The organism is bacterium, assembly GCA_035945995.1.
In the GTDB taxonomy this organism is placed as follows: domain Bacteria; phylum Sysuimicrobiota; class Sysuimicrobiia; order Sysuimicrobiales; family Segetimicrobiaceae; genus DASSJF01.
Map to the genome: position 1 here is coordinate 1 of DASYZR010000005.1, position 14,013 is coordinate 14,013.

The window sequence follows — 14,013 nt, forward strand, 5'->3', positions numbered from 1 at the left end:
CGCGGGGCCTGCGCCGCGGCCGGGCCTACGGGCGGAGCCGCTGCTTGAGCGCCGCGATCGCCTCGACCGGGGTCGGGTCCACCCCCCGAAGATACGCGAGGTAGACGCTCGTGAGATCCCCGATGAGCACGAGCGACAGCAGGCGGGCGAGCCGGCCTTCGCCGATTCCCGTGACCTCGTGCGCGGGATGCGGCATCGCATCGCGGGCGGCCGCAATCAGCCGCCGCGCCCGGTCGGTCTCGCGGCCGGAGTATAGCACGACCATCTCGAGCAGGGCGATGATCGGCTCCGGCGCGCCCCACCCGACCACCTCGTTATGGGCGGCCTCCGGAAAGACGTTCCACGCGGCGAACGTCTTGCTGTTCTCGTTGAACTGGCACTTCCACCGGCGGGCGGCGGGCTCGACCTCCGGGCTCGCCGCATAGACGACGGGGATGCGGTCCAGGAAGCGCGCGGCGAGCCGTTTCGCGGAGTTGTCTTCCTCCGGGACGTCGGGGCCGAGTGCTGCGGCGAGCGCGTCCAGCACCTGCCCCGCCTCCTCCACCTCGCCGCCGCACGGCGGACACAACTGCCGGCGCTCCAAAACGGCCAGCACCGGCCCGAGCAGGTAGCCCAGCGACGCCCGCGGCGGCAGACCGCCCGGCACGCGGACGACCGTCTGCCCCCGGTCTTCCAACAGCGCGGCGAGGCGTCCGCCGGAAGTGACGCCCAGCATCGCCGCGCCCGCCTCGAGCGCGCCCGTCGCCGCCTCCAGCGTCTCGTCGGTGTCGCCCGAATAACTGGACGCGACGACGAGCGACTGTGGTCCTATATAGGAAGGAAGCCGGCCCTCGCGCACCACGCAGGCCGGCAACCCGGCGTCGGGCACGGCCGCCAGGAGCAGATCGCCGCCGATCGCCGACCCGCCCATGCCGACGATGACGAGGTGCGCGGGCCGCCCGCGCGACGGCGCAAGCGGCGCGGCGTGGCCGAGGCGCCATCCCTCGCGGAGCTGGCGGGACAGCGAGAGGGCGATGCCGAGCATGTCCGAGGGGTCGGGGGCGCGATGCACCGCTCGATCGTCGAGGCCGGGCATCCTTACTACTTCAGGAACTGCGGGTTCCCGCCCTGCCGCAAGGCGCGGGGGCCTACCGCAAGGCGCGGGGCCTACCGCAAGGCGCGGGGCCTACCGCAGGGGCATGGGCGTCTCGGCCCGAACGATTCGAGGTACATGCCTCTCCGGGGCCCCCAGGCGTCGATCGCGCTCGTCCACTTTACGAGCCCTCCGGTCATCGGCGGCGTGGAAGCGGTGCTCGGGCGGCACGCCCGGCTGCTGGCCGAGCGCGGCTGCGACGTCCGTGTCGTCACCGGCCGCGGCGGGTCGCTCGGCGGCCGCGTGCGGGTCCGCCGCGTTCCGCTCCTCGACTCCCGGCATCCGCGTGTCCTCGCCGTCACGCAACAGCTCGCGGAGGGACGCGCGACCCCCGCGTTTGCCGCCCTCTCCGCGCAGGTGCAGGAGGGCCTCGAGCGGGCGCTCGCCGGGGTGCAGGTCTGCGTGGTACACAACGCCCTCACGCTGCACAAGAACCTCGCCCTGACCGCGGCGCTGCACCGGATCGCGGCCCGCCGGCCGCCGGTCCGATTCGTCGCCTGGTGTCACGACCTCGCCTGGACGAATCCCCAGTACCGCGACGAGCTCCATCCGGGGCAGCCGTGGCGGCTTCTGACGACGCCGCTACCGGGCGCGACGTACGTCACGGTATCGCGGGACCGCCAGCGCGCGCTGAGCGCGGCCCTGCGGGTCGGGGCGTCGCACATCGAAATCATCCCGAACGGCATCGATCCCGCCGCGTTCCTGCGGCTCACGCCGACCGCCCGGTGGCTCGCCGAGACGCTGCGCCTCTGGGAGCAGCAGATCGTGCTGCTGCTGCCGGTCCGCATCACGCGGCGGAAGCAGATCGAGTATGCGCTCCGCGTCGCCGGCGAGCTGGTCCGCCGCGAGCTCACGGTGCGGCTGCTGATCACGGGGCCCCTCGGCCCCCACAACCCGCGCAACCGCGCTTATCTCGAGGAACTGCGGGCGCTGCGGGCCGCGCTCGGGCTCGAGGAACAGGTCGTGTTCACCGGCGACGTTCCCGGCCCGGACGGGACGCCGGTCGAACTGAGCGATCGCGTCGTCGGCGATCTGTACGCGATGGCGGACGCGCTGCTGCTGCCGAGCCGCGAGGAAGGGTTCGGGCTGCCGCTCCTCGAGGCCGGTCTCGCCCGGCTGCCGGCGTTCGTGAGCGAGATCCCGCCGTTCCGCGAGATCGGCGGGGACGCGGTGCGGACGTTCGGTATCGAGGACTCGCCGGCGGCCTGCGCCCAACGCGTCATCCACGGCCTCATGGACGATCCCGGCTACCGCCTGCGCCGGCGCATCCTGAGCACGTACACGTGGGACGTCATCATGCGGGATCGCATCGTGCCGCTCTTGACGCAGCTCACCGCGGCGGCCAAGCCCTCGTGACGCCGGACGGTCCCGGCCCCCGGGGCGGCGCCGCCGCCCCGGGCCGCCCGTGGCGCTCCGCCGTTGACGCCTGGTTTGCGCGGAACACCTTCCACGCCCGGACGTTCGGCGACCTCACGCGCCTGGCGGCGTTGAAGCGCCGCCGGGGGGTCACGATCAGTCTCGGGCTTCCGGCCCTCAACGAAGAACGCACGATCGGCGACGAGATCACGGTCCTCCGCCGCGCGCTCATGGAGGAGGTCCCCCTGCTCGACGAGATCGCGGTCATGGACAGCGGGTCCTCGGACCGGACGGTGGCGGTGGCGCGCGCCCTCGGCGTCCCGACCTACCAGCACGCGGAGATCCTGCCGGAGACCGGCACGTTCGACGGCAAGGGCGAGGCGCTGTGGAAGAGCCTGCACGTGCTGCGTGGCGACCTCATCGTCTGGCTCGACACCGACATCCACAACATCGACCCGCAGTTTGTGTACGGACTGGTGGGCCCGCTGCTCTACGAGCCGCGCATCGCCTACGTCAAGGGGTACTATCAGCGGCCCCTGCAGGACGGGACGTCCCAGTCGGCCACCGGCGGGGGCCGCGTGACCGAGCTCACCGCCCGGCCGCTGCTCAACCTGTTCTTCCCGGAGCTCTCGGGCCTGATCCAGCCGCTGGCCGGCGAATACGCCGGGCGCCGCGAGGTGCTCGAGCGGCTGCCGTTCTTCACCGGCTACGGCGTCGAGATCGGCCACCTGATCGACATCCTCAACCGGTTCGGCCTCGACCGCATCGGGCAGGTGGACCTCGACGTCCGGGTCCACCGCAACCGGGGCCTGCAGGCCCTCTCGCTCATGGCCTTCGCGATCATTCAGGTGGTGATGGCCAGGGTCGGCGACCGCGCGGGCCATCCGCTGCGCGCGGAGATGAACACCGCGATGAAGCTCATCCGCACCGTCCCCTCGCTCGCCCTCGACGTGACGGAGCTGCGCGAGCACGAACGGCCGCCGATCCTGACCGTCCCCGCCTACCGCGGCCGCGCGACGGCCCCCGCGGGGCCTGCCCCGCGCCTTGCGCGGGGCGCCGCGGCGCAGGACTGACGCGGACGATGTCGGCCGCCGAGATCCTCCGCCAGATCGCCGGCGACGTCACCAACCCGCGCACGTGGGCGGGCATGGTGGAGGCCGCCGCGACGCTGCTCGCGATCGCGCTCGCCGCCTGGGGCGCCCTCCGCGTCGTGCCGGCCGCCATCCGCCGGGCCGGCCGGCGCCCCGGCCGGCCCGTCACCTTCGGTCCGCTCGCCGAGAGCGCGGCGCGGTACGCGATCGCATTCGCGGCGCTCATCCTGATGCTCGGGGTCGTCCACGTCAACATCACGGCGATCCTCGCCAGCGCCGGCATCGTGAGCCTGGCCCTCGGGTTCGGCGCCCAGTACGTGATCCGCGACCTGCTCGCCGGCCTGTTCCTGCTGTCGGAGGGCATCGTGCAGGTCGGCGACGTCGTGCGCGTCGACGGCGACACCGGCACCGTCGAGCGGGTCACCCTCCGCACGCTGCAGATCCGGAAGTTTAACGGCGAGCTCCTGACGATCCCGAACGGCGCCGTCTCCCGGATCGGCAACCTGAGCCGGGGCTTCGGCCGCGCGATCGTCCAGGTGACGGTGCCGTACGCGGCGGACGTCGGGCGCGCGCTCGAGGTCCTGCGCGACGTGGGACGCGAGTGGGCCGCTGCCCACCCCGAGGAGCTCCGGGGCGACCCCTCCGTCGACGGCATCGTGGATTTCAAAGACACGGGGGTCACGGTCCAGCTGTCCGTGCAGGTGCCGCCGGGCCGCCAGTTTGGCGCGGAAGCCGCCCTGCGCCGGCGGACGTTGGAGGTGCTGGCGGAGCGTCAAATCAAGATCGACACGCGCGTTTCTGTTACAATATAAGCGGCAGACTAACCCAGTGCGCGGACGTTCGCGGCGGGACCGGGGGTAACCGGCTCATCCTCTGAGCCGGGGGGGACCACCGGCGTCGAAAGTTGCGGCGCGTTTCCCGAGAGGCCACATGGCAAAAAGCGACGCGTACCTGGTCTTCACGCTGCACACGCATCTTCCGTTCGTGCTGAACCACGGCCGCTGGCCGCACGGCAGCGACTGGCTCTGCGAAGTCGCCGTCGAATGCTACCTGCCGCTCGCGGCCGCGTTCCGGCGCCTCGCCGAGGACGACGTGCCCGCCGCCCTCACGATGAACATCTCGCCGGTGCTCTGCGAGCAGCTCGCGAGCGCCGCGTTCCGCGAGGAAGTGGACGCCTACCTCGCGCACCGGCGGGAGGCATGCGACAGCACGCGCCGGCATTTCGTCGACCAGCACGATGAGGGCCTCGCCGCGCTGACCGACTACTGGGCCGCGCAGTACGATCGGGCGCGGGCCGATCTCGACGCGCTGCACGGGGACATCCTTGGAGCGTACAGGCGGCTCGCGGAGCGCGGGACGGTCGAGCTCATCACGACGGGGGCGACGCACGGCTACATGCCGCTCCTCAGCCGCGACGAGAGCGTCGACCTGCAGTTCCGGGTCGCGGTCGCCACCCACACCCGGCACTTCGGGCAGGCCCCGCGCGGGGCGTGGCTGCCGGAATGCGCGTACCGGCCGCGATACGAGTGGACCCCGCCGGTCGGTCCGCACAGCGGGAAGAAACGCTACCGCCGCCGCGGCGTCGAGGAGCACCTCGCCGCCCACAACCTCGGATTTTTCTTTACCGACACGCACCTGATGCGGGGCGGACGTGCGCTGTCGGCCTACGGCGATTACTACCCGCGGCTCCGGACGGTGCAGGGACCGGAGACGCAGCTCACCCGGCGCGGCCGCGACCACAGCCCGTACGTGCCGCACCGCGTCGCTTCGCGCGGAGGCACGGGCGACGCCGCGGCGTACGTGCGCGACCCCGAGACCACGCTGCAGGTCTGGAGCCGCGACGCCGGCTATCCCGGCGACGGCGCCTACCTCGAATTCCACAAACGCCACTTCCCCGGAGGGCTGCGCCTCTGGCGCGTCACCGACCCGAAGGCGGACCTCGGGCTGAAGCAGCCCTACCAGCCGGAGCGGGCCGACGAGCGGACCCGGGCCCACGCCGCGCACTTCGTCTCGCTCGCCGGTGACGTCATCGACCGCCACGCCCGCCGGCTCGGCGGGCCGGGGGTGCTCTGCACGCCGTTCGACGCGGAGCTGTTCGGGCACTGGTGGGCGGAGGGCCCCGCGTGGCTGGAGCGGGTCTTGCGCCTGACCGATGATCGCGGCGTCACCGCCACCACCGCGTCGGCATGCCTGGATCAGTTCCCGGTCCAGCAGGCCGTCACCCTGCTGGAAGGGTCGTGGGGCGAGGGCGGCGACCACCGGGTCTGGCTGAACAAGGACACGGAGTGGACGTGGGAGATGGTCTACCAGGCGGAGGACGACCTGTGGAGTTTCGCCGCCACGCCGGGGTGGGCGCGCCATCCGCTGCTGCGGCGGCTCGTCGCGCAGCTCGGCCGCGAGCTCCTGCTGATCCAGGCGTCCGACTGGCAGTTCCTCATCACGACGTGGGCGGCGCGCAACTACGCGGAGACCCGGTTTGCGGAGCACTGCGCGGACTTCCGCCGGCTGCACGAGTTGGCGAAGCGGGTGCGCGACGGGGGCGCGCTCACGTGGGACGAGGAGCAATTCCTCGGCGGCAAAGAGGCGCAGGACTTCTGCTTCCCCGACATCGCCGAGCATATTGAAGCCGCCGCGGCCCTGCCGCAACCATAGATGCGCAGGCGGGCGGCGCTCCATCGGAAGCCCCGGGGCCCCCGGGCGCCCGCGGCATCTCGGCGAATGCCCGGGGTGGGATAGGTGGCGGGGCGGTCGCGGGTCCTGGGGCTGATCCTCGCCGGGGGCAGGGGCGAACGCCTGCAGCCGCTCACGAAGGATCGCAGCAAGCCCGCGGTCCCGTTCGGGAGCAAGTACCGGATCATCGACTTCGTGCTCAGCAACTTCATCAACTCGCAGATCTACTCGCTGTACATCCTCGTCCAGTACAAGTCGCAGTCGCTGATCGACCACATCCGGCGGGGGTGGCGGCTCGGCGGGCTCGTCCCCGAGCAGTTCATCATCGCCGTCCCGCCGCAGATGCGCTGGGGCGACAGCTGGTACCGCGGCACGGCGGACGCGGTGTTCCAAAACCTGAACCTGGTCCGGGACGTCGATCCGGATCTCGTGGCGATCTTCGGGGCGGACCACATCTACCGCATGGACCTGCAGCAGATGATCGACGCCCACCTGTCCCACCGGGCCGACGTCACCGTGGCGACCCTGCCGACGCCGCTCGAATCGGCGACGGGGTTCGGGATCGTCGAGACGGACGAGGAGGGCCGCGTGATCGGCTGGGAAGAGAAGCCGGCCTCGCCGCGGCCGATGGCGGGCGATCCGACGAAGGCGTTGTCCTCGATGGGCAACTACATCTTCAACACCGACCTGCTCGAGGACGTCCTCGTCGAGGACGCCCGGCGCAGCACCGACCACGACTTCGGCCGGACGATCGTGCCCGAGCTCTACCCCTACGCCCGCGTCTTCGCCTACAACTTCACGGCCAACCAGATCCCGGGCCTGCGGCCGACCGAAGAGCGCGGCTACTGGCGCGACGTGGGGACGATCGAAGCGTTTTGGCAGGCCAACATGGACCTCCTCGGCGACGCGCCGGCGCTCGATCTGGACAACCCGCGGTGGCCGATCCTCGCCGCGCCGTTCGAGGGACCGTCGGCGCGGGTGATCACCGGCGAGGTCACGGACGCGATCCTCGGCGAAGGCACGGTGATCGCCGGCGGCACCGTCCGGCGCTCCATCCTCGGGCAGGGGGTCGTCGTCGAGCGCGGGGCCCTGATCGAGGACAGCGTGATCATGGACAACACGATCGTCGGCGGCGGGGCGCGGATCCGGCGCGCCATCATCGACCGGTTCAACGTGATCGACGCCGAACAGACCATCGGCTGGGACCGCGCGCGCGACGTCGAGGCCGGCCTGCTCGATCCGCAATCCGGCATCGCGCTGATCCCGCGGGGCACGACCCGCGTGCGGGGAGCCATCCCGATCGCGCGTTGAGCCGACCCTGATGCCCCCGGGGACCGCGGCCGCACGGCTCGTCTGCGTGCACGGGCATTTCTATCAGCCGCCGCGCGAGAACCCGTGGCTCGAGGCCGTCGAGGTCGAGGACTCGGCGCGACCCTACCACGACTGGAACGCCCGGGTGACGGCGGAGTGTTACGCGCCGAACGGCGCCTCCCGCGTGCTCGACAGCGAGCGGCGCATCCTCCGCATCGCCAACAACTACCGCCGCATCAGCTTCAACATCGGTCCCACGCTCGCCGCCTGGATGGAGCGCGCGGCGCCGGACGCCTACGCGCCGATCGTCGCCGCGGACCGCGAGAGCACTCGGGAGCGCGACGGACACGGCAACGCGATCGCGCAGGTCTACAACCACATGATCCTGCCGCTCGCGACGCGCCGGGACAAGGAGACGCAGGTGCGCTGGGGGATCGCAGACTTCCTCCACCGCTTCGGCCGCCGGCCGGAGGGCATGTGGCTGCCCGAGACCGCGGTGGACACGGAGACCCTCGAAGTGCTGGCCGCGCAGGGCATCACGTTCACGATCCTCGCGCCGACCCAGGCGGCCCGCGTCCGGCCCCCGGACGGCGAGTGGACCGACGTGAGCGGCGGCCGGATCGATCCCCGGCGGCCGTACGTCTGCCCGCTGCCGAGCGGCGGGCGCATCGCGCTCTTCTTCTACGACGGTACCATCGCCCACGGGGTCGCCTTCGAAGGCCTGCTCAACAGCGGCGACGCGTTCGCGGCCCGGCTGCTCGGCGCCTTCGCCGCCGGCGACCCTGGCCCCCAGCTCGTGCACATCGCGACGGACGGCGAATCGTACGGCCACCACCACCCCTTCGGGGAGATGGCCCTGACCTATGCCCTCGCCATGATCGAGGCGCAGGGCCGGGCGCGCGTCGTGAACTGCGCCGAGGTCCTGGCGCAGCGCCCGCCGGACCACGAGGTGCAGATCGCCGAGCCGACGAGCTGGTCGTGCGCGCACGGCGTCGAGCGGTGGCGCTCGGACTGCGGCTGCCGGGCCGGGCACCCGGGGTGGTCGCAGGCGTGGCGGCGGCCGCTGCGGGAGACGCTCGACTGGCTGCGCGACCGGCTGGGCGAGGCGTTCGAGCGGCACGGGCCGCGCTATCTCCGCGATCCGTGGGCGGCGCGCGACGCCTACATCGACGTCGTCCTGGACCGCTGGCCGGACAGCGTCGAAGCGTTCTTTGCGCTGCAGGGCCGGCCGGACCTCGACGACGCCGGGCGGATCGCCGCGCTGCGGCTCCTCGAGATGCAGCGGCACGCGATGCTCATGTTCACGTCGTGCGGCTGGTTCTTCGACGAGGTGTCGGGCATCGAATCCGTCCAGGTGATCAAGTACGCGGCGCGCGCGCTGCAGCTGGCCGAGGAGTTCGGCGAACGGCTCGAAGACGAGTTCACCCGCCGGCTCGCCGAGGCCAAGAGCAACGTACCCCGGTGGCGCGACGGCACGACGGTGTACCGCCGCCTGGTGCGGCCGTCGTTCGTCACGCTGCCGCGGGTCGTGGCCCACTACGCGATCAGCTCGCTGTTCGAGCCCTACGCGGACACGGAAGAGCTGTTCTGCTTCACCGTGCGGCGGCACGACGCCCGGCGCGAGAACGGCGGCGCCCACGTGCTGGCGATGGGGCTCGTCACCGCCACGTCCCAGATCACGAGCGAGTCCGCCACCGCGGCCTACGCCGTGCTCCACCTCGGCGGCCACGACATCCAGTGCGGCGTGCGGGCGGACGCGACGCCGGAATGGTACGAGGCGATGAAGCGCGGGGTGGGGGACGCGCTGCTCGAGCACGGAGCGAGCGCCGCGGTGCGCATGTTGGACGCCCAGTTCGGCGGGTCGCTCTACGGCCTCCGCGACCTGTTCAAGGAGGAACGCCGCAAGATCCTCGAGTTGCTGATGGAGGAGCGCCTCGGACGGTTCGAAGGGGTCTACGACGCGCTGTACGAGGAGTCCCGGCCCCTGATCAGCTTCATGCGCGACTCGGACGTACCCGTCCCGCCGGCGTTCCAGATGGCGGCCGAGGCGACGCTGATCCGGCGCATGACCGCGGAGCTCCGGAGCGCGGTCACGGAGCCGCTGTCGGACCGCGCCTTCGACCTGGCCACGGAGATGGCCGCGTTCGACCTCCCCGGGCACTGGACCGACGGCTCCCCCCTGCTTCGCCGCGCGATCGAGGCCCGCGCGGAGGGCCTGCGGCGGCGGCCGCTCGGTCCCGACCTCGATCAGGTCCACCGGCTGCTGGATCTGGCCGAGGCCCTCGGCATCGCCCCCAACCTGTGGCAGGTCCAAAACACCTATCACGCCGCGGCGATGTCGCATCGCGACGAGCTGCGCGACACCGACGACGCGTCGGATCGCACAGCACTCTTCTGGAAGCTCGGCGAGCGCCTCCACTTCAACCTGGACGCGCTGCGCGGCGCCGCTGTCTAGCCGCGTGTCTGAGCCGGCTCGACCGCGCTAGCCTCGGTGGCGCACCCGCAAACAGTGGCCGATCCCGAAACGGCCCATCACGGCCCGCTCGACGGCGCCGAGGCCCGCGGCGGCCGCCGCGGCGGCGTCGACCACCTCGGGGTGCTCGACGGAGTACGCACGGCTTTTCCAGCGGATCACGCACCCGCCTGCCGCGCGCACATTGCGGTACCAGTCGGTGTGCTCGCCCCAGGGCATCGGGATGAGGAACCCGTCGCCGGCCGGCCGCACGACGACCGGGGTGCGGAACGTTCTCCCGGAGCGGCGGCCGCGGTGCGTGATCACGCCGTACAGAGGCAGGAACCGCGTGCCGGCGAGCAGCAGCACGAGCGGATTGAACAGTCGAGTTGCGCCGAGCAGCACTCCGTGAGAACGTGGGGTCGAGGAAGGATTTGCGCTGGACATGGTCATCTAATCAGATTCATCGAAGGTGGTCGTGAATGCTTACGCCGGCAATGGCCAGGTCCAACACGAGCGCGGCCACGGCCAGCAGCAAGAACCCGATCGCCAAGCCGAACTGCGGGGAATAGTCGCCCGCACGCACGTGGGTGTAGATGGCACAGACGAAGAACAGGATGAGGCCGATTGCGGCAGCCGTTCCGATCAGTGGCACGCCGATGACGCCGAGCAGCAGTCCGGCCGCGCCCGCTGTTTTGAAGGTGCCTATCGGGAAGGTCAGCCAGGATTCCGGCACGCCTGCCTTGACCATGGCGGGGACGATCGGCCTGAAGTGGACGAGGGCGGCGACGCCCGAAAAGGCGTTCGCGGCGACGGCGAGGAGGGTGACAACGACGTAGGCGGTAAACATTATCTTAGACCGCCCGCAATTTGTCCGGATTCCCGATTGCCCACACCGTCCGAATCCGGTCGTGATCGACCTCGATGCTGACCACAGCAAACGGCGTTCCGCCCGCCCGCTGCACCAGAAGCGTTGGTTTCCCGTTCACGTTGGCCACCGCATACCGCGCGTCGGCGGGCGCGAACCGCGCGGTCACGCCGATCAGGAACCGCGCCGCATTCAGGCGGCCGTGCACCGGCCGCAGCGCCGCGCCCGGCACCTTGCCGCCCCCGTCGGCCCACACCGTCACCTCGTCCGCGAGCATCGTCATCAGGCCGTCGAGGTCGCCGGTGCGGGCCGCGCGCATGAACTGTTCCAGCAGGCGGCGGTGCTCGTCGGGACTGGCCTCATACCGCGGGCGGTGCTCGGCGATGTGCTCCCGCGCGCGGCTGAACAGCTTGCGACAGGCGACCTCGGAGCGGTCGAGGATCGTGGCGATCTCGTCATACTCGTACTCGAAGACCTCGCGCAGAAGAAACACGGCCCGCTCCGCGGGCGTCAGCCGCTCCAGGAGCACCAGAAACGCGAGCGAAATCGTGTCGGCCTCGGGCCCGGCCAGTTCGGGATGCGCCGCGTCCAGCACCGGTTCCGGCAGCCACGGGCCGACGTACGTCTCCCGCCGGACCCGCGCCGAGGTGAGGTGGTTGAGGCACAACCGGATCACAATCGCGGAGAGGTAGGCTTTCGGCGACTCGATGCCCTCCAAGGGCGCCGGCTGAAAGCGCAGGTAGGTATCCTGCACGATGTCTTCGGCCTCCGTCGCGCTGCCGAGCATCCGGTACGCCAGCGAGAAGAGCAGCGGACGGTACTCCTGGAAGACGGCGGCGTGGCCGCCCTGCGCCGTGCTCACGTCACCGCTCCACCGAGTCCAGACTGCTTCATGGTGCACCTCCCTGTTCGGGGTCTCAGCCATAGGACCGGGGAGGTGCCGATTTTGTGACGCGCGAGGCGTTAGATCGCCGGGCCGGGCCGCGGACGCGGGTGCGGGAGCAGCGCCGGAAAGAGAATCGCGAGCACGATCCCGAGCAGCATGATCCCGCCGATCAGGACCGTCCATACGACCGCCGCGCGGGTCCACACCCGCTGGCAGGCGAGGAAATCGTCGAAGTCGCGCCACCGGCGGGTTTCCCAGGCGATGCGCTTGCCGTACAGCCCGTAGACGATCCAGACGATCCAGGTCGCGGGCGGCACGATCACGCTGAACACGAACGCGATCGCCGCATGCCCCCACGCCCGCATCGCGAGGAGGTAGATCCAGTTGAAGAACGCGGCCCCGTAGGACCCGGACTCGATGACGCGGCGCCGGTACGCGTCGTCGGCGGCGATGGCCACCGCGGGTGCGCCCGGGAGAACGGGGCCGCCCGGCGCGGCCCGCGGGGTCTCGCTCATGCCGGGGCCACTTAGATGGGCCGGCCCGCGGCACCTGCCGCGCCGGCCGGCCCTTGACAGACGGCCCCGGCGGCGATATAGTTCAACCGCATGGTTGAATATCCGCACCGAACGCTCGATACCGTGTTTGCCGCGGTGGCGGACCCGACGCGGCGCGCCATCCTCGACGCGCTCGCCCGCGGCCCCGCCAGGATCACCGAGATCGCCCGGCCCTTTCCGCTGTCCCTCAACGCCGTGTCCAAGCACGTCAAGATCCTGGAGCGCGCGGGGCTGGTCCGGCGCGACGTCGTGGGCCGGGAGCACTACTGCCACCTGGATCCCCGGCCCCTGCGCCGCGCCACCGCCTGGCTCGAGCACCACCGCGCGTTCTGGGAGGCGCGTCTCGACGCGCTCGAGCGGCACGTCGCATCGACCCGCGGGCGTCCGCGCCCCGGCGTCCCGCGGATCGACCGGCCGTAGCACGTCCGACACGGAGGTCCCGATGGCGGCCGACGAGGAACGCCGAGACCGGCTGGTGGTGCGGAAAGTCATCCCCGCGCCCCGCGAGGAGGTCTTCGCGCCGTGGATCGATCCGGAGAGCCTCCGGGACTGGATGTGCCCCGGAGACATGCTGACCGCCGACGCGCAGATCGACGCGCGGGTCGGCGGCGCGTTCCGGATCGTGATGAAGGACGCCACGCGGGCCGTCCACCACACCGGAGAGTACCTGATCCTCGAGCCGCCCTCGAAGCTCGTCTTCACGTGGATTTCCAGCAGCACCGGCAACCGGCCGACGCTCGTGACCGTCGAGCTCTTCGAGCACGGCGACGCCTGCGAAGTGGTCCTCACCCACGACCGCTTCGTGGATCCCGGCGAGGTACGCCGTCACACCCGCGGCTGGGGCAGCATCCTCGACAAACTGGCGGACCGGTTTGCGCGGCAAGGAGGCACGGCGCGATGAGGCCGGCGTCTCGCTGCGAGGTCCGACGCATCCCCGGGAGGTAGGCGCATGCCGGAACGTCACACGATCGTGTCCCACGACAGGTGGCTGGAGGCGCGTCGGAAGTTCCTCGTCAAAGAGAAGGCGTTCACGCGGCTGCGCGACCGGCTGAGCGCGCAACGCCGCGCGCTTCCCTGGGAGCGCGTCGACAAAAAGTACGTGTTCGACGGCCCGGACGGCAAAGAGACGCTGGCGGCATTGTTCGAGGGCCGCCATCAATTGGTCGTCTATCACTTCATGTTTCTCCCGGAGTGGCACGCCGGGTGCCCGAGCTGCTCGTTCTGGGCCGACAACTTTGACGACAATATCGTGCATCTCGCCCACCGCGACGTCACGATGGTCGCCATCTCCCGCGCGCCATATCGGAAACTGGCGGCCTACAAGAAGCGGATGGGCTGGCAGTTCAAGTGGCTCTCCTCGTTCGGCAACGACTTCAATTTCGACTACCAGGCCTCGTTCCGGCCGGACGCATTGGCCAGGGGACGCGCCCTGTATAACTTCAAGATCCAAAACCCGGGCATATCGGACCGTGAAGGGGTCAGCGTCTTCTATAAGACGAAGGGCGCTGTGTTTCACACTTACTCGGCCTACGCCCGCGGGATCGACATGTTGAACACGGCCTACCACTACCTCGATCTCGTGCCCAAGGGCCGGGACGAGGCCGGCCACGCCTTCACGCAGTTTTGGGTCCGGCGGCACGACGAATACGACCGGCCCGCCCGCCGGCGATAGGAGGGAGCCATGTCCGAGCCG

14 protein-coding genes are annotated in these 14,013 nt (G+C 71.0%); 9 read left to right on the forward strand and 5 right to left on the reverse strand.

The window, feature by feature from the left end:
* Positions 1–25: 25 nt before the first annotated feature.
* Positions 26–1,075 (reverse strand): bifunctional phosphoglucose/phosphomannose isomerase, encoded by a 1,050-nt coding sequence (locus VGZ23_00180; protein ID HEV2356028.1) that lies wholly within the window; start codon positions 1,073–1,075, stop codon positions 26–28.
* Between the two features lie 135 nt (positions 1,076–1,210).
* Between VGZ23_00180 and VGZ23_00185 the strand changes: the two genes are divergently transcribed.
* The 6 genes from VGZ23_00185 to VGZ23_00210 all read left to right on the forward strand — a co-directional run bounded on the left by VGZ23_00185 (position 1,211) and on the right by VGZ23_00210 (position 10,015).
* Positions 1,211–2,488: a glycosyltransferase family 4 protein gene (locus VGZ23_00185; GenBank protein HEV2356029.1), complete on the forward strand. Its 1,278-nt coding sequence runs from the start codon at positions 1,211–1,213 to the stop codon at positions 2,486–2,488.
* Positions 2,485–3,561, forward strand: coding sequence for a glucosyl-3-phosphoglycerate synthase (locus VGZ23_00190; protein HEV2356030.1), 1,077 nt, complete (start codon positions 2,485–2,487; stop codon positions 3,559–3,561). Before VGZ23_00185 ends, VGZ23_00190 begins: the two co-directional genes overlap by 4 nt.
* A gap of 8 nt (positions 3,562–3,569) precedes the next feature.
* Positions 3,570–4,391, forward strand: coding sequence for a mechanosensitive ion channel family protein (locus tag VGZ23_00195; GenBank protein HEV2356031.1), 822 nt, complete (start codon positions 3,570–3,572; stop codon positions 4,389–4,391).
* A gap of 118 nt (positions 4,392–4,509) precedes the next feature.
* Positions 4,510–6,231, forward strand: a complete 1,722-nt coding sequence (locus VGZ23_00200; protein HEV2356032.1) for a 1,4-alpha-glucan branching protein domain-containing protein — start codon at positions 4,510–4,512, stop codon at positions 6,229–6,231.
* An 84-nt stretch (positions 6,232–6,315) separates the two neighbouring features.
* Positions 6,316–7,560 (forward strand): glucose-1-phosphate adenylyltransferase, encoded by a 1,245-nt coding sequence (locus VGZ23_00205; protein ID HEV2356033.1) that lies wholly within the window; start codon positions 6,316–6,318, stop codon positions 7,558–7,560.
* A 10-nt stretch (positions 7,561–7,570) separates the two neighbouring features.
* Complete coding sequence (locus VGZ23_00210) at positions 7,571–10,015, forward strand: DUF3536 domain-containing protein (protein ID HEV2356034.1); 2,445 nt, start codon at positions 7,571–7,573, stop codon at positions 10,013–10,015.
* A 27-nt stretch (positions 10,016–10,042) separates the two neighbouring features.
* Here the strand turns inward: VGZ23_00210 and VGZ23_00215 are convergent, their stop codons facing one another.
* From VGZ23_00215 to VGZ23_00230, 4 genes are all read right to left on the reverse strand, one after another.
* On the reverse strand, positions 10,043–10,417 hold the full coding sequence (locus VGZ23_00215; protein ID HEV2356035.1) for a nitroreductase family deazaflavin-dependent oxidoreductase: 375 nt from the start codon (positions 10,415–10,417) through the stop codon (positions 10,043–10,045).
* A gap of 58 nt (positions 10,418–10,475) precedes the next feature.
* A complete protein-coding gene (locus VGZ23_00220) occupies positions 10,476–10,862 on the reverse strand; it encodes a DoxX family protein (GenBank protein ID HEV2356036.1) in 387 nt (128 codons plus the stop codon).
* Between the two features lie 4 nt (positions 10,863–10,866).
* The gene (locus VGZ23_00225) at positions 10,867–11,742 is read right to left on the reverse strand and encodes an RNA polymerase sigma-70 factor (protein HEV2356037.1); all 876 of its coding nucleotides are present in this window, start codon (positions 11,740–11,742) and stop codon (positions 10,867–10,869) included.
* Between the two features lie 101 nt (positions 11,743–11,843).
* Positions 11,844–12,281, reverse strand: coding sequence for a hypothetical protein (locus VGZ23_00230; protein ID HEV2356038.1), 438 nt, complete (start codon positions 12,279–12,281; stop codon positions 11,844–11,846).
* 90 nt (positions 12,282–12,371) lie between these two features.
* On the opposite strand from VGZ23_00230, the gene VGZ23_00235 reads away from it, so the two are divergent.
* The 3 genes from VGZ23_00235 to VGZ23_00245 are packed head-to-tail and all read left to right on the forward strand — an operon-like array spanning position 12,372 to position 13,992.
* On the forward strand, positions 12,372–12,740 hold the full coding sequence (locus tag VGZ23_00235; protein ID HEV2356039.1) for a metalloregulator ArsR/SmtB family transcription factor: 369 nt from the start codon (positions 12,372–12,374) through the stop codon (positions 12,738–12,740).
* A gap of 22 nt (positions 12,741–12,762) precedes the next feature.
* Positions 12,763–13,221, forward strand: coding sequence for an SRPBCC domain-containing protein (locus VGZ23_00240; protein HEV2356040.1), 459 nt, complete (start codon positions 12,763–12,765; stop codon positions 13,219–13,221).
* Positions 13,222–13,269: 48 nt separating this feature from the next.
* The gene (locus VGZ23_00245) at positions 13,270–13,992 is read left to right on the forward strand and encodes a thioredoxin family protein (protein HEV2356041.1); all 723 of its coding nucleotides are present in this window, start codon (positions 13,270–13,272) and stop codon (positions 13,990–13,992) included.
* The last annotated feature ends 21 nt before the right edge of the window (positions 13,993–14,013 follow it).

Coding starts and splice junctions, on each gene's coding strand:
- VGZ23_00220 (HEV2356036.1), bottom strand. CDS start 10,862: ATGTTTACCGCCTACGTCGTTGTCACCCTCCTCGCCGTCGCCGCGAAC.
- VGZ23_00195 (HEV2356031.1), top strand. CDS start 3,570: ATGTCGGCCGCCGAGATCCTCCGCCAGATCGCCGGCGACGTCACCAAC.
- VGZ23_00235 (HEV2356039.1), top strand. CDS start 12,372: ATGGTTGAATATCCGCACCGAACGCTCGATACCGTGTTTGCCGCGGTG.
- VGZ23_00200 (HEV2356032.1), top strand. CDS start 4,510: ATGGCAAAAAGCGACGCGTACCTGGTCTTCACGCTGCACACGCATCTT.
- VGZ23_00245 (HEV2356041.1), top strand. CDS start 13,270: ATGCCGGAACGTCACACGATCGTGTCCCACGACAGGTGGCTGGAGGCG.
- VGZ23_00240 (HEV2356040.1), top strand. CDS start 12,763: ATGGCGGCCGACGAGGAACGCCGAGACCGGCTGGTGGTGCGGAAAGTC.
- VGZ23_00210 (HEV2356034.1), top strand. CDS start 7,571: ATGCCCCCGGGGACCGCGGCCGCACGGCTCGTCTGCGTGCACGGGCAT.
- VGZ23_00180 (HEV2356028.1), bottom strand. CDS start 1,075: ATGCCCGGCCTCGACGATCGAGCGGTGCATCGCGCCCCCGACCCCTCG.
- VGZ23_00185 (HEV2356029.1), top strand. CDS start 1,211: ATGCCTCTCCGGGGCCCCCAGGCGTCGATCGCGCTCGTCCACTTTACG.
- VGZ23_00230 (HEV2356038.1), bottom strand. CDS start 12,281: ATGAGCGAGACCCCGCGGGCCGCGCCGGGCGGCCCCGTTCTCCCGGGC.